The organism is uncultured Parabacteroides sp. (genome assembly GCF_905196875.1).
Taxonomy (GTDB): domain Bacteria; phylum Bacteroidota; class Bacteroidia; order Bacteroidales; family Tannerellaceae; genus Parabacteroides.
The window spans coordinates 1-23943 of the sequence record NZ_CAJJWO010000078.1 but is presented as its reverse complement, the minus strand read 5'-3'; the positions used below and the strand labels follow the sequence as shown (position 1 = coordinate 23943).

General features: G+C 45.9%; 18 protein-coding genes. 8 read left to right on the top strand and 10 right to left on the bottom strand.

Features of this window, described 5'->3' with window-relative positions:
• Positions 1-178 precede the first annotated feature (178 nt).
• The 6 genes from QZ076_RS18750 to der all read left to right on the top strand — a co-directional run bounded on the left by QZ076_RS18750 (position 179) and on the right by der (position 5527).
• Entirely contained in the window at positions 179-1336 is a 1158-nt protein-coding gene (locus QZ076_RS18750) for a HAMP domain-containing sensor histidine kinase (RefSeq protein ID WP_293716019.1), read from the top strand.
• Positions 1337-1424: 88 nt separating this feature from the next.
• The gene (locus QZ076_RS18745; RefSeq protein ID WP_293716017.1) at positions 1425-2009 is read left to right on the top strand and encodes a DUF177 domain-containing protein; all 585 of its coding nucleotides are present in this window, start codon (positions 1425-1427) and stop codon (positions 2007-2009) included.
• 12 nt (positions 2010-2021) lie between these two features.
• Entirely contained in the window at positions 2022-2207 is a 186-nt protein-coding gene (gene rpmF, locus QZ076_RS18740) for a 50S ribosomal protein L32 (RefSeq protein ID WP_081693462.1), read from the top strand.
• A gap of 103 nt (positions 2208-2310) precedes the next feature.
• Positions 2311-3315: a beta-ketoacyl-ACP synthase III gene (locus tag QZ076_RS18735; RefSeq protein WP_075558925.1), complete on the top strand. Its 1005-nt coding sequence runs from the start codon at positions 2311-2313 to the stop codon at positions 3313-3315.
• On the top strand, positions 3299-4189 hold the full coding sequence (gene era / locus QZ076_RS18730) for a GTPase Era (protein WP_293716014.1): 891 nt from the start codon (positions 3299-3301) through the stop codon (positions 4187-4189). The genes QZ076_RS18735 and era overlap by 17 nt, the downstream gene beginning before the upstream one ends.
• Positions 4190-4213: 24 nt before the next feature.
• A complete protein-coding gene (der, locus tag QZ076_RS18725) occupies positions 4214-5527 on the top strand; it encodes a ribosome biogenesis GTPase Der (RefSeq protein ID WP_293716012.1) in 1314 nt (437 codons plus the stop codon).
• A gap of 481 nt (positions 5528-6008) precedes the next feature.
• Here the strand turns inward: der and QZ076_RS18720 are convergent, their stop codons facing one another.
• From QZ076_RS18720 to QZ076_RS18710, 3 genes are all read right to left on the bottom strand, one after another.
• A complete protein-coding gene (locus QZ076_RS18720; RefSeq protein WP_293716010.1) occupies positions 6009-7772 on the bottom strand; it encodes a glycoside hydrolase domain-containing protein in 1764 nt (587 codons plus the stop codon).
• A gap of 45 nt (positions 7773-7817) precedes the next feature.
• A complete protein-coding gene (locus tag QZ076_RS18715; RefSeq protein WP_293716008.1) occupies positions 7818-8888 on the bottom strand; it encodes a TIGR04133 family radical SAM/SPASM protein in 1071 nt (356 codons plus the stop codon).
• Between the two features lie 98 nt (positions 8889-8986).
• Entirely contained in the window at positions 8987-9478 is a 492-nt protein-coding gene (locus tag QZ076_RS18710) for a radical SAM-associated putative lipoprotein (protein WP_293716006.1), read from the bottom strand.
• 110 nt (positions 9479-9588) lie between these two features.
• Between QZ076_RS18710 and QZ076_RS18705 the strand changes: the two genes are divergently transcribed.
• Together QZ076_RS18705 and QZ076_RS18700 are read left to right on the top strand one after the other, a co-directional pair.
• A complete protein-coding gene (locus tag QZ076_RS18705; protein ID WP_293716004.1) occupies positions 9589-11436 on the top strand; it encodes an ABC transporter ATP-binding protein in 1848 nt (615 codons plus the stop codon).
• A gap of 121 nt (positions 11437-11557) precedes the next feature.
• On the top strand, positions 11558-13936 hold the full coding sequence (locus tag QZ076_RS18700) for a glycoside hydrolase family 95 protein (protein WP_293716022.1): 2379 nt from the start codon (positions 11558-11560) through the stop codon (positions 13934-13936).
• On the opposite strand, the gene QZ076_RS18695 is transcribed toward QZ076_RS18700, so the two are convergent.
• The 7 genes from QZ076_RS18695 to QZ076_RS18665 all read right to left on the bottom strand — a co-directional run.
• Positions 13933-15027 (bottom strand): porin, encoded by a 1095-nt coding sequence (locus QZ076_RS18695; RefSeq protein WP_293716002.1) that lies wholly within the window; start codon positions 15025-15027, stop codon positions 13933-13935. The genes QZ076_RS18700 and QZ076_RS18695 overlap by 4 nt on opposite strands.
• A gap of 135 nt (positions 15028-15162) precedes the next feature.
• Positions 15163-16770, bottom strand: coding sequence for a LamG-like jellyroll fold domain-containing protein (locus QZ076_RS18690; protein WP_293716000.1), 1608 nt, complete (start codon positions 16768-16770; stop codon positions 15163-15165).
• Between the two features lie 12 nt (positions 16771-16782).
• Entirely contained in the window at positions 16783-18396 is a 1614-nt protein-coding gene (locus tag QZ076_RS18685; protein WP_293715998.1) for a RagB/SusD family nutrient uptake outer membrane protein, read from the bottom strand.
• 21 nt (positions 18397-18417) lie between these two features.
• The gene (locus tag QZ076_RS18680; RefSeq protein ID WP_293715996.1) at positions 18418-21705 is read right to left on the bottom strand and encodes a TonB-dependent receptor; all 3288 of its coding nucleotides are present in this window, start codon (positions 21703-21705) and stop codon (positions 18418-18420) included.
• Positions 21706-21849: 144 nt separating this feature from the next.
• Positions 21850-22854, bottom strand: a complete 1005-nt coding sequence (locus QZ076_RS18675; protein WP_293715994.1) for a FecR domain-containing protein — start codon at positions 22852-22854, stop codon at positions 21850-21852.
• Between the two features lie 95 nt (positions 22855-22949).
• Complete coding sequence (locus QZ076_RS18670) at positions 22950-23531, bottom strand: RNA polymerase sigma-70 factor (protein ID WP_293715992.1); 582 nt, start codon at positions 23529-23531, stop codon at positions 22950-22952.
• Positions 23532-23615: 84 nt separating this feature from the next.
• The coding region (locus QZ076_RS18665; protein WP_293715990.1) for a PhoU domain-containing protein at positions 23616-23943 on the bottom strand (328 nt) is incomplete at its 5' end.

Sequence of the window (23943 nt, the reverse complement as noted above, 5' to 3'; positions counted from 1 at the left end):
GAGACTCAAAACAAATGAAAGGAATCAATCGTAAGGTTGGTTCCTTTTTGGGTTTAACACCCTCCTTACTTTCTCAGAGGGGAAAAATGAATCTATTTCTTCTTACGAATTAACTTCTTTCCTATAATAATCTATCATCTTTCCCGTTTTAATATACATTGAGAATGAATGTATAATTATGAGCAGTATATATGATTCCCGGCAACGGTTGAAATATCTTTTTATCTTAATAGCCACATTGATCGCAATTGTTTCGGTGTTTGTATCTGACCAAATCGTAAAAAGTTTGGCGCAGGAAGAGCGTCAGAAGGTTGAAATCTGGGCAGAGGCGCAACGTATGATTGCTTCTGAAACAAATGGCTCCAATATGGCACTTATCCTGAAGATTATACAGAGTAATACAACTATTCCTGTGTTATGGTGTAACGAGAAGGACAGTGTAATGGATCAAAAGAATATTGAACTTCCCGAAAAAGATCTCGATCGGTTTTTGAAAACAAAAGTACGGGAGTTTAAAAGTAAGAATCCCCCGATCCTGATCGATATGCAGGATGGGACTTTCCAATATCTTTATTACGACGACTCGATCATCTTAAAAAGACTTCTTATTTACCCTTATGCACAGTTGGCGGTTGTCTTTATTTTTATTCTGATCGCTTTTCTGGCATTGGCGAGTACGAAGAAAGCCGAACAAAATAAAGTATGGGTTGGATTGTCGAAGGAAACAGCCCATCAGTTGGGTACTCCGATTTCTTCTTTGATCGCCTGGGTAGAATATCTTCGAACGAAGGAGATCGATCCTTCTCTGTTGAGTGAGATGGAAAAGGATGTAAAGCGTTTAGAGATGATAGCGGAGCGTTTTTCAAAGATCGGATCGAATCCGGACCCTGTACCTGTCAATATCAGTAACTCCATTCAAATGGCCTTAAATTATATGGAAACGCGTATTTCGTCCAAGGTCAGGATATATACCCATCTTCCGGAGAGTCCGGTATTGGTTTTGATGAATGATTCTTTGTTTGCCTGGGTTATTGAGAATCTGACTAAAAATGCAGTGGATGCAATGGAAGGTCAGGGAGAAATAACTTTCCAGGTGGAAGAGCGCGAAAAGACTGTTCGGATCGACATTACCGATTCGGGAAAAGGCATTCCTAAATCGAAATATAAGACCGTGTTTAATCCGGGGTATACAACCAAGAAACGCGGATGGGGACTAGGTTTGTCGCTGGTCAAGCGTATCATTGAATCCTATCATGGCGGTAAGATATTCGTGAAGAGCTCAGAGGTCGGTAAAGGCACCACATTTCGTATAGAGCTTCGTAAATATAGAGGCTAAATAATTCAATAATAAAAAATAACTGTAAAGGTATTGCATTTGTGTTTAGTTTTTTCGTACCTTTGCAAGGTTTTTACACTAAAAGGCTTTGGGGAAATTTAAATTATATAACGTAGATTTGAAAAATCTCACTCCAGGAGTACACGAATTCGAGTATTTACTGGAGAACAAGTTTTTTGTGGACATTGACGGAGACGAGGTCCAGAAGGGTAAAGTCAAGGTTCACCTGACGGTGAAACGTACGTCAGTGGCTTTTGAAATGAACTTTCAGATTGAAGGTGTAGCGATCGTTCCTTGCGACAGATGTCTGGACGATATGGAGATTCCGATCGATACCCATAATCGCTTGGTTGTGAAATTCGGCAAAGAATATGCTGAAGAAAGCGACGAGGTAGTAGTAATACCTGAAGAGGAAGGTGCCATCAATCTGGCATGGTTCCTTTATGAGTTTATTGCATTGGCAGTACCGATGAAGCATGTTCATGCTCCGGGAAAATGCAATAAAGCTATGTCGTCGAAGCTCAAGAAGCACACATCCAGAAGCACAGATGATGGAGATGATGATTACGAAGAAGAAGAAGTGGACGATGTTTCCATGGATGATGACGTAAGCGCTAATTCTGATCCTCGCTGGGATGCCCTGAAAGGTTTAATAGAGAATGATAACAATTAAATAAATTAAAACATGGCACATCCTAAAAGAAGACAAGGTAAGACAAGAACAGCCAAGAGAAGAACTCATGACAAGGCTGTCACTCCAACAATGGCTATTTGCCCGAACTGCGGCGCATGGCATATTTATCACACTGTATGTGGCGAATGTGGCTACTACAGAGGTAAGTTAGCTATCGTAAAAGAAGCAGCTGTGTAAGTTTGTCACTATCATATTGATTTTGATAAACGAAAGAAATAGCCCTAAAAGTATTTTTAGGGCTAATTTTTTAATTGGGATAGTCTCTATTATTTTTTAAGTTATGGATAAATTAAATGCGGTTATAACAGGTGTAGGAGGATACGTTCCCGAAGATGTGTTGACAAATGAAGATATTTCTAAATTGGTCGATACAACGGATGAATGGATCATGACACGTGTTGGTATCAAAGAACGCAGAATATTGAAAGGTGAAGGGGTAGGAACCTCTTACATGGGCATTCGCGCTGTGAAGCAATTGCTCGAAAAGACGCAAGTAAATCCTGAAGAGATTGAAGTGATCCTGACTGCAACGACAACAGCTGACCATCATTTCCCTACAACTTCTTCAATCATCGCTTATCATACCGGGTGCAAGAATGCAATGACATTCGATTTGCAGGGAGCTTGTGCCGGATTTCTGTATGGGTTGGAGACTGGAGCGAACTATATTCGTTCGGGACGTTACAAGAAAGTAATCGTAGTTGCAGGTGATAAGATGACCTCAATTACCGATTATCAGGACCGTTCAACCTGTCCTTTGTTTGGTGATGCCTGTGGTGCTGTCTTGTTGGAACCGACGACGGAAGAAATCGGTGTTCTGGATACGATTTTGCGTACGGATGGAGTAGGTTATTCCCACTTGATTATGAAGTCTGGTGGTTCGGCTTATCCTTCCAGCCACGAAACAGTGGATAATCGCGAACATTTCGTTCTGCAGGATGGTAAATACGTATTCAAATATGCTGTTTCGTATATGGCCGATGTGGCAGCAGAGATAGCAGAAAAAAATAATTTGACTCACGACGATATTACCTGGATCGTACCCCATCAGGCTAATTTGCGTATTATTGATGCAACGGCCAAACGTTTGGGTGTGGATATGAACAAAGTAATGATCAATATCCAGAAGTACGGTAATACAAGTGCCGGAACAATTCCTATCTGCCTTTGGGAGTGGGAAGACAAACTGAAGAAAGGAGACAATTTGATCCTTGCTGCGTTTGGTGCAGGCTTTACCTGGGGTGCAATTTATCTTAAATGGGGTTATGATGGAAAACAAGCATAAGTCCGGTTTTGTTAATATCGTAGGTAATCCAAATGTAGGTAAATCTACGCTGATGAACCGTTTGGTAGGGGAGCGTATCTCTATCATTACGTCGAAGGCGCAGACTACCCGTCATCGTATCATGGGGATTGTGAATACCGACGATATGCAGATCGTGTATTCAGACACGCCGGGAGTTCTGCATCCGAATTATAAGTTGCAGGAATCTATGCTAAACTTTTCAGAGTCGGCATTAGGTGATGCCGACGTGTTACTCTATGTGACTGATGTCGTTGAGACAATCGATAAAAACGAAGAATTCCTGCAACGGGTGAAGACGGTCGAATGTCCGGTACTTCTGTTGATCAATAAGATCGACACAAGCAATCAGGGAGACCTTGAAAAGCTAGTAGCCCACTGGAAAGAGATTCTTCCGAAAGCAGAGATCATACCGATTTCAGCGCTTTCAAATTTTAATATTGATTATGTAAAGCAAAGGGTGGAGGCGTTGATGCCCGACTCTCCTCCTTATTTTGAGAAAGACGCGCTTACTGATAAGCCGGCCCGCTTCTTCGTTACGGAGATCATTCGCGAGAAGATACTCCTATATTATCAGAAGGAGATACCGTATGCGGTAGAGGTCGTTGTAGAGCTGTTCAAGGAAGAAGAAGAAATGATTCATATCAAGGCGCTCATTATAGTGGAACGGGATTCCCAAAAAGGGATTATCATCGGGCATAAGGGACAGGCACTGAAAAAAGTAGGCGCCATGGCCCGTAAGGATATTGAACGCTTTTTTGAGAAGAAGGTATTCCTGGAAATGTTTGTCAAAGTAGAGAAAGACTGGCGTAACAGGGATAACTTATTGAAGAATTTTGGTTATCAGCTGGATTAATAACAGCATACAGAAAAGAGATTTATGGGAAATATTGTAGCAATAGTTGGTAGGCCCAACGTAGGAAAGTCCACCCTGTTCAATCGTTTGACACAATCGCGTCAGGCTATTGTTAACGACGAAGCAGGGACAACCCGCGACCGCCAGTACGGTAAAGTAGACTGGATCGGTAGAGAGTTTTCGCTGATCGATACCGGTGGATGGGTAATTAATTCGGATGATGTTTTTGAAGAAGAGATAAATAAGCAGGTACAGGTCGCTCTCGACGAGGCCGACGTGATCTTGTTTGTTGTGGATGTACTGAATGGAATTACAGACCTCGATGTTGAAGTTGCCAAGATACTACGCCGTAATAAAAAACCGGTCATTGTAGTTGCAAACAAAGCGGATAACTTTGAGATGCATGCCGCTTCGGCCGAATTCTATTCATTCGGTTTGGGTGATCCTTTCTGTGTATCGGCTATCAACGGGTCTAACTCCGGCGACTTGCTGGACAAGATTGTCGAGATCCTTCCGGAAGACAAGAATGAAGAATTAGAAGAAGAGTTGCCCCGCATTGCCGTTATCGGTCGTCCGAACGCGGGTAAGTCGTCCCTGATCAATGCCTTTATCGGCGAAGAACGTCATATCGTAACAGATATTGCCGGTACGACACGCGACTCGATCTATACCAAGTACAATAAGTTCGGTTTAAATTTCTATCTGGTCGATACGGCCGGTATCCGTAAAAAGGGTAAGGTGAATGAAGACCTGGAATATTATTCAGTGATCCGTTCGATACGCGCCATTGAAAATGCAGATGTCTGTGTGCTGATGGTAGATGCAACGCGGGGTATCGAAAGTCAGGACCTGAACATTTTCTCCCTGGTTCAGAAGAATAAGAAAGGTTTGGTTGTTTGTGTAAACAAATGGGACCTGGTAGAGGATAAGAGCCAGAAGGTGATCGACAGCTATACGAATGCGATTCGCGAACGCCTGGCACCGTTTACCGACTTTCCTATCCTGTTTATCTCGGCACTGACGAAACAACGTATCTTGAAGGTGCTTGAAACAGCAAAGGAAGTATACGACAACCGTAAGAAACGTATCCCGACCGCGAAACTGAACGAGATCATGTTGCCGATCATTGAGAACTATCCGCCTCCAGCATGGAAAGGAAAGTATATCAAGATCAAATACATCACTCAGTTGCCAGCCGGACAGGTTCCGTCATTTGTATTCTTTGCCAACTTGCCGCAGTGGATTAAGGAACCTTACAAACGCTTCCTCGAAAACAAAATCCGCGATAACTGGGATTTCACAGGGACGCCGATTAATATATTTATTCGGGAGAAATAAGATAATAAAAAAGAGATGCTACTGTGACATCTCTTTTTTTTATGGGAATTCTTTTTTATAAAACTTATTTGAAGTGATCTTTCGAGGGTATTGAGAGGTTACTTTCACTTATTGGAGTCTTCTTTCTTTTTAGATAATTGTTTCAAAAGATATTCCACATTAATAAAATGTCGGGTGTATTCTGCATGCATCTTTCTTACAACCGAACTGTCAGATGCCATTTGTGCAAGGAATTGTAAATGCTTACCCAAAGAAGCATTCATATCTAATCGTTCTTTCTTTTGGATAGAATCCTGTACGGAAATGCTCGCTACGAAAATAGGCGGGATTTCCCGTCTACTGAATATTTAACGAAATGCACGGCAAATATACGATAATAATTAAAGCCAGTAATGAAAGAATGTAATATTTATAGACAAAAGCCGGTGTGTCATTTTGATCGACACACCGGCTTCCTATTATTCTTTTTGAAAGTAATTTATCAATACGAATTCAGCAACTTATTCAATTCATTCACCATCTCGGTTGCCGACTTCTGTGTCTCGGCCAACCCTTCCGGCGTGAACATGGCAACCGTCTTATTCAGCTTATCCAGCTTGCCGCCTTTCAACTCTTCGCGAAGGATACGGATCTTTTCGGCATCCTGAAGACCTTCCACCAGACGTTCGAAACGGATCGAGCTACGCGGGCCCGGATAGATACTATACGTGTCGCCGGCAGCCCAGGTACGGAAACGGGAGTCGCGTAGCGGGTCTGCTGTCCAACTGTTGACAGCCCAACGCAGATAACCATCGTAACCTCCGGCAACAGCGTGCAGGATTGTCCACGGTGCTTCTGCCGGATCGGAGAAGGTAAACGTATTCGGGAAAGCTTCTGAGCAGCAAGTGTAAACGGTACTGATCTGGCCTTTGCGATCGCGTTCGGCTTTCACATCTTCAGGGAATTTGTGGCCGTACGGGATACTCAGGTAGTAAAGGTCGCCTTGTATTTCTTTATGATAATTACCCGCCAGCGTGATCTTGAACTCAGGATCGGCGGCTTTGATCACCTTGATTGCTTCCTGCATCGCTTCCATCGGACGTTCGTCCATAGAGATAGCAGTCTTCTCAAACCAACCTTTTTCACGCAGGTGGCGGGAGAAATCTTTCAGGAAAGAGCCCCAGTAGTCGGCATAAGCAGCATCGCCCGGTTTGGCTTCGATGAACTGGACGCGGTTGGTTGCCTGGTCGAAATAGTCGAAGCTAAGCGCCCACGGGATCATGGTGTAGCAACTGATCAGGTCGGTGATGCCTATGTCGTGAAGCATAAATTCCACCCATTTGTCGAATACCGTATAATCGAACTCCCAGCTACCGTCCATCTTCTTCATGCGGAATACCATGCTGTCGTAATGATCTTCCGTCTGTCCGGCCCAGGGCTTGTACATGATACTGGTGGTGATGGCACGCTGTCCGGCGTTCGCCAACATTTTCATGACCGGACGCATCAGGTCGAAATGTTCTTTGCTCCAAAGGGGAACGTTGTAGTAACGGGCTACAGAGTATGGGTTCTGCCACAGATCCAGATGGAATTTCCAGTCTTTCGGTTCCGGTAGCGTACGGTTCAATACATCTATCTCTACCTGTAATTTCATCGGTTGGAAATTCTTTCCTTCAACAGTCAGAGTCCCTTTATATTTTCCGGCACGTGCATCCGACGGTACCCATACGTTCATCCAGATTGGCTGTGTAGTGCGGGCGGCGATGTCGCGTATCTTTACAATGTCCAATACGTCGGCAACGACCGAAGAGTCCCATTCCGCTTTGTTTTCACGATGTCCGCAACCGCCTTTACGGTCTTTGTTCAGCTCGTCGGTCATGACGTAGCGCACGAAGTTCGTTGTGATGGCAGACGACGGGATGACGGCAGAACCGTTTTTCAGGTCGCTGACTGTGATGGTTGCATCCGACAGGTCGTTGGTTGTCCACAACACAGCCTGTGCATTGACACGTTCGCCTTTCCAGGCTTTGCTTTGCCAGCGGGAGTTCTTGGTTACTTGGGGAATGCTCAGCTTCGGGTAACGTACGTCGGTACTGGCCCAGCTTAGTTGCGTCGGAGTTGTTATTTTATTCCATACAGCCTCACTATCGTGTGGCTTGGTGTCGGTCAGTTCTGTGTAATCTGTAATACGATTATTGGCAGATTGCTGTGCATAACAAACCGGGCCGAGCGTGAGCAAGGCGCAGAGGATAAGAGAGTTTTTCATGTATATACTGTTTAAAAAGTTTTATCGGGGATAAAGATATAAAAATTATACGATCCTGTTATAATGGCAGAACAATAAATTGCCGTTGTCGTCATACAGGTGCATGCCGTTCCCCTCGCAGTATCTGAACATTTTACAGTCGGCGCATTGGCCTTTGCGTGTCCATTCGCGGTTGCGGTAAGGCTTGAATTCGTTATTCCATATATCTATGAATTTGTCTTTGTAGATATTCCCCTGATGGAAATTGGCGCGGATACTCGGACAGCCCGAAATGGTACCGTCGGCCAATACGGAAGCCGTATTGATCCCGGCGTTGCACTGGAAGATCGAGTCGCGCACTTCGGCTTCATAATTACCCAAGAATCCCTCGCAACCGTAGCTGACGTGGATTTGTCCTTCTTTGCGGCAATAACGGATAAAGTTCAGCATCCAGGTGAACTGCTCGTTACTGAGTTGCAGTTCGGGTACTTCGGCAGCCCGTCCGACAGGAAAGATGGTGAACAGGCGCCATCTTTTTACACCCATTTCGACCAGAAACTCTTTGAATAGTTTCAGGTCTTTGAAGTTCTGCTGGTTCACACAGGTAACTACGTCCCAGACAATTTCTTTTTCTTCTGCCAGCATACAGATGGCGTTTACCGCATTCTCAAAGCTCTTCGGATGGCGTCGCAACCAGTTGTGCGCTTCCTCGAAACCATCGAGACTGATCGTTGCTGAGTGCAGGCCGGAAGCCAGTAACGAGTCCAGTCGTTCGCGCGTCATTAATAATCCGTTGGAGACGATGCCCCAGGGATAACCCCGGCGGTACAGTTCCATACCGCATACTTCGATATCTTTGCGGACGAGGGCTTCCCCTCCGGTGAATATCACCAGTACTTTATTTGGTTCTACATAGGGAGTGATATCGTCTACCACTTTCAGAAAATCTTCCATCGGCATATCTTTCATGCCGGCTGATACGTGGCAGTCGCTACCGCAATGGCGGCAGGAAGCGTTGCAGCGAAGCGTACATTCCCAAAAAAGTGTGCGTAGTTCGTGTAGCTTGGCCCGGTTTTTCCGGATACTGCGGAAGAGTTCCAGGGCGATGCGTTTACGAAATCCGGGACGTTTATCCATTATAATGTTCTCCTTTTCTATTTACGAGTATATGCAAAGATATTAAATATTATTCATGCGTCCCAATCGTTATCCAAATAATAGAGGGGAGTCTTGTTTCAGTCGGAGACCAAAGGATTTCTTTTCATCGTAATGGTGACTTCTTTCTTGGCATTACCAGCATACCAGTTACCATCTCCTCCTTTCAGATCTTCCTTTTTGAAGGCTACTTCAGTTACAGTATCTTCGAATAAGCCGCCGTTCGCTTCTCCGTCGATGTCTTTGGTGGCTATTTTGAATGTGATGTCTTCCCCGAAAGAACCGACTTCAAGCTGTTTGTTAAATTCTCCGGTACTGTTAGTTAATAGTGTGTCGCGATACACGTACAGGTCTTCTTCGTTGTCTGCATCCGGTGCGGGGATGATGACTTGCATATCGGGAATAGCTGTCCCTTTTTCGTTGACAACCTTTCCTTTTATTTCGTAAGTCGCATAGGGGCTACCGTATTCATCTACAGGACTGCAGGATGTATGTGAAAATCCTAAAAGCGTGAGTAACCCTGCCAATATCTTATTGGAGACGGATAGGTAAAAATGAACTGTTTTATCCATAATGTATTTGTTTATTACTATATCTATTAGATGCAAAGATCATGCGAAACGTTGCACCTCCTGTTTTTTATGACTAACTTGCGCGCCAAATCCAATCGAAATAAATAAACATGAAAGATTTCCTGCGTATAATAAGGCGTTTTGTGCCTCCCTACAAGAAATATATGGTATTGAATATTGTGTTCAATATATTATCAGCCATACTCAATCTTTTCTCTTTTGCCTTGATAATTCCCATACTTAATATACTTTTCAAATTAAACGATGATGTTTACAGCTACAAAGACTGGGTGTTTGATCCCTGGACATGGGAAAGCTGGAAAGGTACTCCCGAATTGATTAAAAATAATTTCTTTTGGTTCGTAAGCGATATGATCGAGAAAGATGGAGGATCGTTTACTTTGATTATCTTAGGTGTTTTTCTGATGGTTGCTACCTTCCTGAAGGTAGCAACCATGTATTTAGCCTTTTACACTATGATACCTATCCGTACGGGAGTTGTAAGGGATATACGCAACCAAATCAATAAGAAAATCACCGAATTGTCTTTAGGTTTCTTCTCCGAAGAACGTAAAGGGGATATCATAGCCCGTGTATCCGGTGACGTTAATGAGGTGGAAGCGTCTATCATGAGTTCACTCGATATGTTGTTTAAGAACCCCATTCTGATTATCATCTATCTGATCGGTATGATCGTAATCAGTTGGCAACTGACGGTATTTGTCCTGATCCTGCTTCCTGTTGCTGGATATATCATGGGACAGGTGGGAAAGAAGCTAAAACGCAAATCCCTGGAAGGCCAGCAAATGTGGGGTGGTCTGATGAGCCAGATCGAAGAGACGTTGGGCGGTTTACGTATTATCAAGGCTTTTAATGCCGAGAAGAAGATACAGATACGTTTTGAGAATAGCAACGATCAGTTCCGTCGCATGACCAACCGTATTTACCGCCGCCAGCAGATGGCTCATCCGATGAGTGAGTTTCTGGGTACAGCAACCATTGCGATCGTACTTTGGTATGGTGGTACGCTTATCCTGAGCAACAATAGCTCCATAGATGCTTCGACCTTCATCTATTACCTGGTTATTTTCTACAGTATCATAAATCCGGCAAAAGATTTGAGTAAATCGGTCTATGCGATCCAGAAAGGGTTGGCTTCTATGGACCGTATCGATAAGATACTAAAGGCGGAGAGCGATATAAAAGACCCGGCGGAGCCAAAGAAGATCGAACTGAAAAAACATATCAAATATAATAAAGTCAGGTTTAAGTACCAGCACGATTGGGTATTGAAGGGGATTGACCTGACTATTCCCAAAGGGAAGACGGTGGCTCTTGTGGGCCAATCCGGTTCGGGTAAGAGTACATTGGTAGACCTGCTCCCTCGTTTCTATGACGTTACCGAAGGTTCCGTAACCATTGATGATATAGATATTCGTGATGCCTCCCTCTACGACCTCCGTAGCCTGATGGGGAATGTGAACCAGGAAGCGATTCTCTTTAACGATACTTTTTTCAATAATATCTCTTTCGGTGTGGAAGGAGCTACGCTGGAACAGGTACAGGAAGCTGCCCGCATAGCGAACGCCCATGAATTTATCATGGCCAGCGAAGAAGGCTATAATACGAATATCGGTGACCGTGGCGGAAAACTGTCCGGTGGACAGCGCCAACGTATCAGTATTGCCCGTGCGATCCTGAAGAACCCGCCGATCCTGATCCTGGACGAAGCGACGTCGGCCCTGGATACCGAGTCGGAACGCCTGGTGCAGGATGCCCTCGAGAACCTGATGCGTAACAGAACGACCGTGGTGATAGCCCACCGTCTCTCTACCATCCGCAATGCCGATGAGATCTGTGTGATGCATGAAGGAGAAATCGTGGAACGCGGCCGTCATGAAGAGTTGTTAGCATTGAACGGTTATTATAAGAGACTATGTGATATGCAAAGTTTCTGATCCGGTTTAAAAGACATATTTTATTTATAATACTATGAACTCAATTCGATTAAAGGAGATAGGGCGAAAAATTTTCCGTCCCTATATCGTTGCCTCATTACTTTTGTTGGCAGCCTGCGATATGCCGGGCGTAAAAACCGGTAATAAACTCGCTTATCATTTTGATGAACCAGCCCGTATCTGGGAAGAAACATTACCTTTGGGTAATGGACGGTTGGGTATGATGCCCGATGGTGGTGTCAGTAAGGAGAACATCCTATTGAACGAAATTTCCATGTGGTCGGGAAGTAAACAGGATACGGATAACCCGCAGGCAGTCATGTCGCTGACTGCTATTCGCCGTCTGCTTTTCGAAGGCCGTAACGATGAAGCGCAGGAACTGATGTACCGCACATTTGTTTGTGGCGGAGCCGGTAGCGGACAGGGCCAGGGAGCGAAAGTGGCTTATGGCAGTTACCAATTATTGGGAAACCTGGTACTGGATTATACGTATAATAACGAGGCTGACTCTATCGCCGCCTACCGTCGTGAGCTCGATCTGAACAATGCTATTGCTTCGACCTCTTTCCGCAAAGGGAAAGTGAATTATAGCCGTGAAGCTTTTACCTCTTTCTCCGGCGACCTGGGTATCATCCATCTACAGGCAGACGCTGATAAAGCATTGAACTTCCGGATAGGGATGAACCGTCCGGAATATTATTCCGTATCGACCGACGGTAAAGACCTCTTGATGAAAGGACAGTTGTTCGACGGTGTGGATACGCTCGAAATGAAAGGAATCAAATATGAAGCACGTGTACGGGTCGTCCTGCCTAAAGGCGGTTCCCTTACGGCAGAAGACAGTTCGCTGAGTGTTCAGAATGCTTCCGAAGCGATCTTGTTGGTCAGTATGGCTACAAGCTATAAGAATGAAGGTTTTGCCGATCAGCTATTTTCGCTGTTGGCTGAATCCGAAAGAAAAGATTATTCGACATTAAGAAAAGAACATATCAATGCTTACCGCACTTTATTCGACCGGGTGGATCTGGATCTGGGACGTACCGAAAAGGATAATCTGCCGATCGATAAGCGTTTGCAGGCATTTCAGGAAGACCATAACGATCCGTCCCTGGGAGCCCTTTATTTTCAGTTCGGTCGTTATCTATTGATCTCGTCGACCCGTCCGGGTTCGTTGCCTCCCAACCTGCAAGGGTTATGGTGTAACACGATCGATACGCCCTGGAACGGTGACTACCATTTGAACATTAATTTTCAGATGAATCACTGGCCGGCAGAAGTGACCAATTTGTCCGAACTGCATATGCCGATGATCGAATGGACAAAGCAACAGGTAGCCAGTGGCGAGCAAACAGCCAAAGTATTCTATAACGCCCGTGGCTGGGTGACGCATATTCTGGGTAATGTATGGGAATTTACCGCACCGGGCGAACATCCCTCGTGGGGCGCAACCAATACTTCTGCAGCCTGGCTCTGTGAACATCTGTTCACTCATTATCAATACACCAAAGATAAAGAATATCTGAAAGAGGTCTATCCGGTGATGAAAGGGGCGGCTCTTTTCTTTACCGATATGCTGGTACGTGATCCGCGGAACAACTATCTGGTGACTGCTCCGACCACTTCCCCGGAAAATGGCTATCGCATGCCGAACGGCAGTGTCGTAAGTATCTGTGCCGGTTCGACCATGGATAATCAGATTGTACGGGAACTGTTTACCAACACGATAGAAGCAGCTACCATACTGGGTGTCGATTCTGCATTTTGCAAGGAACTGGCCGATAAACGTTCGCGCCTGATACCGACAACGATCGGAAAAGACGGACGTATCCTGGAATGGCTCGAACCCTATGAGGAGGCAGAACCCACTCATCGTCATGTATCCCACCTATATGGCCTTTATCCGGGGAATGAGATTTCTTTGGAACATACACCGGAATTGGCGGAAGCTGCCCGTAAAACCCTTGAAGTGCGTGGCGATAAGAGCACAGGCTGGTCTATGGCCTGGAAGATTAATTTCTGGGCTCGTCTGCACGATGGCGACCATGCCTATAAGTTGCTGGTAGACTTGCTTCGTCCCTGTGTGGAAAAGACGACCAATATGGTCAATGGCGGTGGATCTTATCCGAACTTGTTCTGTGCACATCCCCCGTTCCAGATCGATGGTAATTACGGTGGTTGTGCAGGCATAGCCGAGATGCTGGTACAGAGCCAGACCGGACGTATCGAATTGCTCCCGGCATTACCTTCAGCCTGGCAGACCGGTAGTTTTAAAGGCCTGAAAGTACAGGGAGGAGGCGAAGTCTCCGCCAAATGGGCAGAAGGACAGTTGACGGAAGCCGGACTGAAAGCGGTTGTTCCCGGTACATTCAGTATCAAGTTGCCGGCTTATTCGGAAAATATGAGTATCAAGATGAATCAGAAAGCTGTTTCTCTGCCTGTTATCGACGGCATGCTGACCGTCGATATGAACGAAGGCGATTCATTGTCGTTGCAGTTTTAGAACAAAGGAATCTTATAAACAAACCCTACAGAAAGGCGTCCGGTGTTCTCAGAGAAGGCATCGAGCGCCTTTGCTCTTTCTGTCAGGCTGTATGCCCGTCCGGTGCCGCTGAGGAAGAGGTGCAGGTTGTCGTCGCCCATCGGATAGAACTCGACTCCTCCCTGATATCCCCAGGCGGTACGGTATCTGCCCGATTCGTAGGGGCCGTTGGCTTTGTAAACGGAAGCCGTTTCATACATTCCTTTGACGAAAATATTCCATTTGGGGTGGATACTGTAATTCAGGCGGGCCACCAGTGAGAGGTAACCGGTATTGGCGATGCATGCACCGGTTTCTTCATCTTCCGGTTCGAATTGTTCGGCGAGGACACCGACGGGATCGGATTTGCCGCGTGTGTACATCACGTCGAAGTATCCCAGGAACTTACCTGATTCTACCTGTTGTCCGGCCCAGGCCATCCACATCCATTCCCCTTTGGCCTGTTGTCCGGCTGTAACAGAGTAGCGGAGGGATAACAACTCGTCCAGATAACTGCTGTTCCATCCGAGGTTATAGAAAGAGGGGGATTTGCTGCGGTTATCGTTGCCGTTGGTTACCTGGAAGCAGACTTCCTGTGTCTCTGTCGGTTCATAGCTGATACCAACGCCGGTGAAATAGCAATCCATCCACTCGTTCATATCGCTGTAATCGTATATCTTATAGGCATACTCGTCGTATTCGAAGCCTCCCCAGGCGGCATCCTGTTTACCGGCTGTCACAGAGAACTTATCCGATAACCGGAAGTTTACCCAGGCATTTTCGATATAGGAGCCGAAGCCGTTGGCGCGTACCCATTCGTTCTGGTAACAGAGTACCTGACGGTAAGCATATGAAAGCCAGGGGGTAACTGTCCCGGTAGCTTCTACTTTGAAGTTGTTTAGTAGGAACCGGTCGCGTTCGGCCTCTCCGGAAAGTGCTTCATTGTAAGATCCATGCGTCTCCAACGACAGCTTAAAGACTTCCGTTTTATTGGGAATCAGTGTTTGAGAAGTAGCAGTTAAAGCAGTTCCTGACAGAAGGGCTGACAGGCAAAGTACTGTTAGTCGTTTCATGAATCTTTTGTGTTTACATTTCGGAGTGCAAAGATATAAAGAAAGGACTAATAGGCAATATATTCCGTACTGTCATAATTTTTCAGGAAGATACTTTGTCCCCATACCTGGGTACGGGGACAAAGACTTTTTTACCTATTTGAGATAAAATGAAGTGACTACGCTTCCATGATCGGAAGGCCAGCCCACAGGGTGGTGAGTCAATGCTTCCGAATGATATGGAATTAGCTTATCTCCTTTGTAGTAGATATAATCGATCCGCTGAGGCAGGCAACTTATCTTTTTAGCTCCCAGATTGATGAGTGGTGACCAAGTCGCTCCCTGGTTCAACAGAACGTCCGGATAAAGATAACGGAAGCTATCGGTGAAGCCTTCATCGATGACCTGTTTCGATACTTCCAGTTTGGCGAATGCTCCCTGATGGGCCGGTCGGGCTTGCTCGTTCCAATCCAGGTGAGAGTCGCAATTGAAATCGCCGACCAGTATGACCGGTGTTTCTGCCGACTGTGCGGTATGCGGTGCCATTTGTTTCAGGATTTCTTTGATTTCCGGCAAACGGGTCTGTGCTTCATCTTTTTCGTATCTCTTTACCGCCTCTTTTCCTTTGTTCAGATCGGCAACGTCGGGCAGGTAATGGAGCCAGATGTCGTAGAAGGCGATTTGCTGTTCATTATTCAACTGGATAAGTGCCCCTCCCGAATTGAATGAACGGAACAGTCGGATCGTTTCATCTATCGGATAACGGCTCATAATACTTAGATTGGAGCTGATCAGGTAGAAATAATAGCCGAGAGAGTCTGCAATGATAGCACCGGAACCATATGTTTCGATCAACCCGATTACATCCGCATTCTCTTTTTTCAGGACGTCTATGACACGGTTTACGCCGACCTGCTTGCCGAATCGTCTTCCGCCATGCCATATATTCCAGACCTGTACTTTCAACTGGTCGGGTCGGTAAGACGGATACAAGGGAGATAGCGGAAAGAACTGTCCGTAACTTTCCCGCACTTCCGGACTACTGACCGGGCGATTCCACATCTTTACCTCGTCTATTTTCCCGTTGAAGGCCATCCATTCGCCCCGACACTCCCAATCCTGCTCCTCGTCGCTTCCTCCCACGATGGTGCGGAATTTACTTTCGAGCGACTGGAGTCCTTCCGTCTGATAGATCGCGACATTGCGGCCGTCCAGATACATCCATACTTCTTCTTTCTCCTTATCTACGGAAACTGTCAGCTGATGCCATTTCCCGTCGTTAATGGCCTGACGTCCGGCTGTCGGCTGATAGCTGTAACTGTTCTTCCCGTCGTTCAGGCTCAGATACCAGGCCCCGTTCTCCTGCGTTCCGATGCACCAGCCTGTCGGGTCGGCAGTCGTTGCATTCGTCATGATCGGTGTACCTAACGGAGCACCGGGTTTCGTTTTTACCCAGACTTGCAGGGTGAACGAACGGTCTGCAGCAAAAGACGGACGCTCTTCAGTCGTCAGGGAGAGAGGAATACGGTAAGCCACTTCGTCTGTCAGGTCGAGGGCTTTCCCTTTTAACCCTTCACTGTAGGAAGAGGTGTGCACCAGAAAAAGGGAGGAGGAATCCCGGGTTGCAATTTCTGCCATCCGGATAGCTTCCGTCTGCGGATTGTCGAAAGACTGATAGTAGACCAGCCCCTGTTCGGGGCTTTGGGCTACTATGTTTGAGCAAAAGGCAATCATCGATATGCCTGTGATCAGTTTGTTGAACATAAATGATTGTGTTTAATATCCTTCATTCTGGGGAAGAAGGTTGCTGTTTAGTGTTATTTCACTTGTCGGTACTCCAAACAGAGAATGCCAGTTATGAACGTTGCGAGCTGCCTCTTTGGGATAATAAGGTTCAGAGAACAGGAATTCGATATCATCCAGATGAGTGACAGCCTTGATCGCACTTTCCAGTGTTCCGGTACGGGACAGGTCGAATTTACGATGTCCTTCGAAGCAGAGTTCCAAAGCGCGTTCTTTCAGGATGACGGTTCTTAGGTCGCTTTGTGAAAGTCCTTTCAGTTCCCAGCCTGGATTGACGGTATTGTCTTTGTTCGTATAGGCACGTTTTCTGACTTCGTTGATGTAGGTGAATGCTTCTCCTGTGTTACCCAGTTCATTGGTTGCTTCGGCATACATCAGTAGGACGTCCGACCAGCGCAGGATCGGGAAGTTGAGCGAAGTGCCCGAACGGTCCGGACGACGGTTGTTCACGTCGCAGAACTTAACGATATAAGGCATGCGGACAATCTCGCCTTTGTATTTGATACCTGCACCCAGATGCTTGGCCGAGGTGCCCGATCCGTCTATCAGTTCTTTGTATTTGGATTCGGAAGCCAGGCGGAAATTGAAACTCCAACGGTTATCGTTGCCGGTATCGTACCATTGATCTTCTTTCGGAACATAATATGAAGCGAAAGGCAGTAACGGAGCGATGGCACTACCATTATTATAGGGGCTGTCGTCGTCTTCCGTAAAATCGCCGTAGCAGGTTGTTTGTGCTGCGGACTCTTTTTTCTCGATCAATGACTGGATAGCCAGGAGACTTTCTTTGCTGTTGTTGTATTTCGAATCGAATACATCGGCATACTGGCTCAGTAATCCGCGCTTCCCTTCAGAATAAAGAGTTTTGCAGAGTTCGGCACATTTGCCGTACTCTTTTTCGAAAAGGTAGACTTTCGCCATCATGCCGATCGCCGTACTGCGGCTGATACGTCCGGCATCACTACTGCTGTATTCATCGAATTCGGGCAGATTGTCGGCTGCATATTGCATATCCGTCAATACGACTTCTTTTCTGATCTGACCGGCAGGTGTACGGGACAGGTGAAGCAGCGAATTCAGATCTTCGGCCGGTTCCGTAATAAGCGGTAGATCTCCGAAAAAGTTTGTCAGGTGGAAATAGAGAAATCCCCTGATGAACCGGGCTTCGGCCAGCAAACGTTCCTTGCCTGCATGTTTGAACAAGGAAGCATCCATATTCTCAATACTGGCAATCGACAGGTTGGCATTCCGGATATATTTGTAGCTGTCGCGCCATACCCACCAGATACGTTGTGCAGAGGCATCGTGTGTGTAAGTCGCTATCGGGTCGAGTGTCGGCCAGTTATCGCTGGGAGAGCGGGTTCCCAGGTCGGTGCCGAACTCCATGACCATCATGGCCTGGCGAGTGTATATATTTGCGTCTCCCAGAGCGTTGTAAAGGTCATTGATGTTCGATAAGGCGTTTTCCTCGTCGGTAAAGAAGTTACTACCGGCCACATTGCCTCTCGGATCTTCATCCAATAATCCGGAACAGGCATTGGTGATGAACAGGATAAATAGAAGCAGAAGAATATTATACTTTTTCATGTTTCAATCTTTTAATCAGGTTTACAAAGTGAATTTTAATCCGATGGAGAATGAACGGTTCATCGGGTATTGTCCCCAGTCGTATCCTTTCAGTATCGGACTGGTGGAATAGAGGCTTACTTCAGGATCATATCCGCGGTAATTGCAGATATTGAACAGGTTGTTACCGGTAGCATAGACTCTGGCAGAAGACAGACCTACATATTCCAACAGGTTGCGGGGCAAGTCGTAGGCCAGCGTCAAAGAGGCCAGACGGAGGAAACTGCCGTTTTCCACGAAGCGTGAGTCGACCGAATAAATATAGCCGTTTCCCGGACGTGCCACGTTCGTATTCGGATTTTCCGGTGTCCATATCTTTTCTGCGAGATCGCGGTAGCAGTTTACACTGGCATTACCGGGCAGGAAGTAGGCACTGTTCAGGTTCATCACGTCGTTCCCTACGGAATATTGGAAGAATGCGTTCAGAGAAATACCTTTATAAGTGAAAGTCGTTCCCAGTCCTCCGAAGAAGTCGGGATTTGCATTACCGATTACCGTGGAGTTGTTCGGGTCATCCGGAATATCTTTGAATTTCGGATCTCCCGGACGGGATGAAAGATTGCCGGCATCGATATCCTGCTGGGTCAGAACTCCTTCGTATACCTGTCCGTAGAACAGACCGATCGGCGATCCTACTTTCAGGATGCTGCTATAATAGCCACCCCAGTGTTCTCCTACCGGTTTTTCCTGGTCAGGGCCGAGGCTAAGAACCTTGCTCCGGTTAGTCGAAATATTGAAGTTCATATCCCATTGGAAATCTTTCTTATTGATAAGCGTAGCATTCAATGATAATTCGACTCCCCGGTTGGAGAGCGATCCCAAGTTTTGTAACTGGGTGGATTGTCCGATGTAAGAGGGGACGGATATTTCCCATAACAGATCGCTGGTCTTTTTGTGATAATAGTCGAGCGAACCGGTCAGGATGGAATTAAAGAAAGAGAAATCGACACCGACATCGAACTGGTCTGTCTTCTCCCAGGTAAGGTCTTTGCTAGGTACCTTGCTGGGGGTATAAGTCACGACCTCCTGACCTCCCAGGATCGTACTTCCGGATGAGAAAAGCGACTGGGTGGAATAAATGTCGATCGCCTGGTTGCCGACACGACCGTAACTAAGACGTAGTTTGAGGTCGTTTACAACCTGCTGGCTTTTCATGAACTCTTCTTCCGTGATTCTCCAACCAACGGATGCGGAGGGGAAAAATGCCCATTTGTTACCCGGAGAGAAACGGGATGATCCGTCGTAACGTGCTACGACAGTCAACAGGTAACGGTTGTCGTATGAGTAATTGACACGTCCCAGCCAGGACATATATCCCCAGTTATGATAGCCGGATTTGACGGAGTTTTTCAACTGGGCGGAATTAAGGTCGTAGAAACCTGTGATGTCGTTGGCAAAGTTGGATACTTCGGTCGATAGGCCTTTGTCGTAGCCTTTCTGTGCCGTGAAACCTGCCAGGGCGGTGATGGAGTGTACTCCTTTTTTCAAAGCATAAGTCAATGTATGTTCCGTCAGCAAATCCTGTGTCTGCAAGGTGGTTGCTTTGGCACTGTTCGTCTTTTCCTGATAAGAGCCTTTACGGGGTGAGAAATAATCTTCACGCCAGTAGTTCCATTTGATACCTAATGTAGAGCGCCAGGTAAAATGTTCTCCTATTTTGAATTGCAGGTAAGAGTTGTTCAGGACGTAATAGGTGTTTTTCTCGTCGGTGGGTAAAAGGGATTCCGATAATGGATTTCTGCCGAGCGGACGGCTGGGATCGGTATAGTTGTATGAACCGTCCGGATTGAACGCCGTACCGATAGGCGACATGCCGATACCATATACTGCCAGTGAATAGTCACTAGGAAGTGTGGAAATATCATTGTATTCCTTTGACAGGCTTACAGTTGTACCCAGGCTGAACCACGGTTTCACTTCCGCGTCCACATTCGTGCGTAAAGTCGTACGGTTAAAACCGGAACCAACCATAATACCATCCTGATCGAAATGGTTCAGTGAAATCAGGTATTTGATTTTTTCGGTACCACCGCTACTGGACAGGTTGACATTGTATACAGGGGCTGTGCGGAACAGCTCATCTTGCCAGTCTACTCCTGTTACCTTGGACGGATCTTCATAAGGTACCGTCGTGCCGTTCATCGCTGCGATCTTATTAAGATAAGAAGCATATTCGCTGGTAGAAAGCAGGTCCAGCTTTTTAGGCAGTTTCTGCCAGCCGTAAGAGGCTTCTACGTCGAACTGAGCTTTACCTTCTTTCCCTCGCTTGGTCGTGATCAGAATAACACCGTTGGAACCACGGGCACCGTAGATGGCGGTGGAAGTTGCATCTTTTAATACTTCGATGGATTCGATGTCATTCGGATTCAGAGAGTTCAGGTCGCCTGCATCGATGAAACCGTCGATAACATACAGCGGTTCGTTGCTTGCCGAAAGCGAGTTGCCTCCACGAATACGGATGGAGGAAGATGCTCCCGGTGTACCGTTCGACTGAACCACCTGCATACCGGCTACCCGGCCGCGTAATAACTGGTCGACACGGGGAACAGGCTGTTCCGCCAATTCTTTTCCGCGTACGGAAGTGATGGCGCTGATCAGGTCCGATTTCTTTTGTGTACCGTATCCAACGACAACGACTTCTTCCAGATTTTGTGTATCTTCCGTCATTTTAATGGAAAGGGTCGTTTGTGTGCCTGCCTTTATCTGTAAAGGGTTATAACCGATATAACTGATCTCCAGGATATCGTCGGGAGTGGCCTGAAGGGTGAATTTGCCGTCCAGGTCTGTAACAGTTCCGTTCGTAGTCCCTTTGACCATGATGTTGGCACCAATGATCGGTTCCCCTTTTTCATCGGTGACGGTACCGCTTATTATCCCGGACTGGCGGGATGATTGAGCCGGTTGAGGTGCTTTCTCCGGTTTGATGATAATGTGTTTGTTCTTGATCTCATATTTCAGACCTTTTCCTTTCAACACTTTGTTTAGCACATCGTTGATAGATTCGCTGCTCATTTGCAGACTTACTTTTTGCCGGGTGTCGACATCTCCGGTCTCAAAGAAAAAAATGTAATCGCTCTGTTTCCTGATCGTTTCGAATGCTTCCTTCAGGGTTGCATTCTGCAGATTCAACGTGATCTTTTGATTTTGTGGTAATGCTGCAAATGTTTGCTGGATACTGGCTGTAAAGAGTATCAAACATAACAGGGCTACCTGAAGCCGGGAACAAACAATTAGCGTGATTTTTCTTTCTTTATAAAGAATGTTTTCCATACTTTTGTAATGTGATTAGAATTTAATTATTAAGTTTTAATGAACTCGTGAGTCGGGAAATGGTGCGAACATTTTCCGGCTCTTTTTTTGTGCTTTTCTCTTTCCTTTTCTGGTTCTCCTTTCTTTATGGGGTTATCTACTGTTTTAATATATCTCAATAATATTGTTACTGCGTCTGTATGTGAATTTCTCACTGGATGACATGATTGTCAGGATGTCGTCGAGTGTGTCCGTGTTGCGGAACTCACCAAAGAAACGAAGTTGACGGCGTTCGGGATTGCGGAAGATAAATGTCACGTCGAAAGCTTTTTCCAGTTGCCCGGCAATTTCGTCGAAACTGATCTCATTGAAGAAATGGGCTCCTGTGGTCCATTGACAGATTGCGTCCGTGGAGACTTTCCTGACTTCCGTTTTCCCCGTCAGTTTATTGTATATGGCTTGCTGTTGAGGCACCATGACAACGGAGTTGGAAGGAGCTGCTTTATCGATCATATTCACGGAACCTTCCGCCAGAGTTACGGCGATTTCCTGTTCATCGGAATAGGCTTTGACATTGAATTTTGTTCCCAACACCTTTACATCGATCTCTTTGGCATTGACGATGAAGGGTAGCTTTTCGTTGCGGGCAACTTCAAAATAACCTTCCCCTTCCAGCGTAACCTGCCGGTTCTTTTGAGAAAATCCGGGTTGGCAACTGAATTTACTGCCGGCATTCAACCAGACGATAGTTCCGTCTTCCAGCTGGAGACGGCTGCGTGAACCGAGTGGAACTTCGATGGTACGCACCATTGCCTGATCGTCCTGCCGGTCGGATCGGTCGAACAGATACAATCCGGCACTTCCCAGGAAAACTCCGATCAGCAGGGAGGCTGCGATTTGGGTATATTTCCGTAAAAACAGTTGTTTAGGCTTTTGCAATCCGGCCTGTTCTGCAAAACGGCGGAATACGGCTTCGTTCTTTCTTTTTTTCTTATGGTGTATATCATACGAAGATAACCACAATTCAGTCATCTCATAATAGTATTTTTTATGAGACTCGTTGTCGGCTACCCAACGGCTAAGCTCTTTCTCCTGTTCTCGGGAAAGTGACCGGTTCAGGTAACCGGTAATCAGCTCGTCGTAGTATTCTTGTTGTCTTTTCTGATCCATTTTTTCTGTTTCTTATCCTAAAGACAATAAACAGGTGGAGCCAGGGTAGTGGAAAGTGAACTTTTTTTCAAAAAAAATAATCAGGCAGCAGTTAATCAGAAAAGCAAGGAGGATAAATATCCTTTCATACGGCTGCGAAGAGTGGATAGAGCCTGTTTGATATGGTATTTGACAGTATTGACGGATATGCCGACTTTATCGGCTATTTCATCGTAACCCAGTTCTTCGATCCGGCTGAAAATAAAAACCTGCCGGGTTTCGCGAGGCAGTTTATCTATCTCTTGGAGTATTTGTTCACTGAGTTCTTTTTCCAGCAGATGTCCCAGCGGATATTCGTCGGAGAGGAACAGGCCCTGAAGGATCGCCTCCGGATATTCTTCATAATCATCGATACTGATTTCCCGGTCTGCGAATATTTTCTTTTGGTAGTTGAGTGCATAGTTACGTACACAACAAACCAGATAAGCTTGCAGGGAAGAAGTAATATTGAGTGATGCACGTGTTTCCCATATATGGGATAATACGTCCCCGACAATGGTATCGGCTACCGTATCATCCCTTACATATTGACAGGCAATACGGAATAGAAGATGATAATAGTTGTCAAATAAAGTACGGTAAGCTTTACTTTCCCCACTTCTTAACCCGTCTATTAATTCTGTTTCATGAATCTCCACGATAGTATTGTAGATGTTGCTCCCTTTCCAGACTACAATATTACGAGATAGAAACGTAAAACACAAATCTTATTTATGTCTATTTTAATTTTCTGTCTTCCCGATATGCTTCATCACCTTGGCATCCAGATAGAAGATCAGTTCTTCAGCTATATTTGTGCAATGGTCGCCGAAACGTTCCATCTTGCGGATCACGCCAGCCATGTAAAGACCTACCAGGGCACTTCCCGGATGTTTCTCTATATAGTCGGCAATGATCTTTGTCGAGTTATGGTTGATCTCGTCGATCAGGTTATCTTTGAGGAAAATGCGGGATGCTATTTCCGAGCTTTCTTTTTCGAATGCTTCCTGGCTGAGAGTTAGCATGCTGAGCAATTCTTTCAGCATTTCTTCCACCCGTGTTTCTTTTATC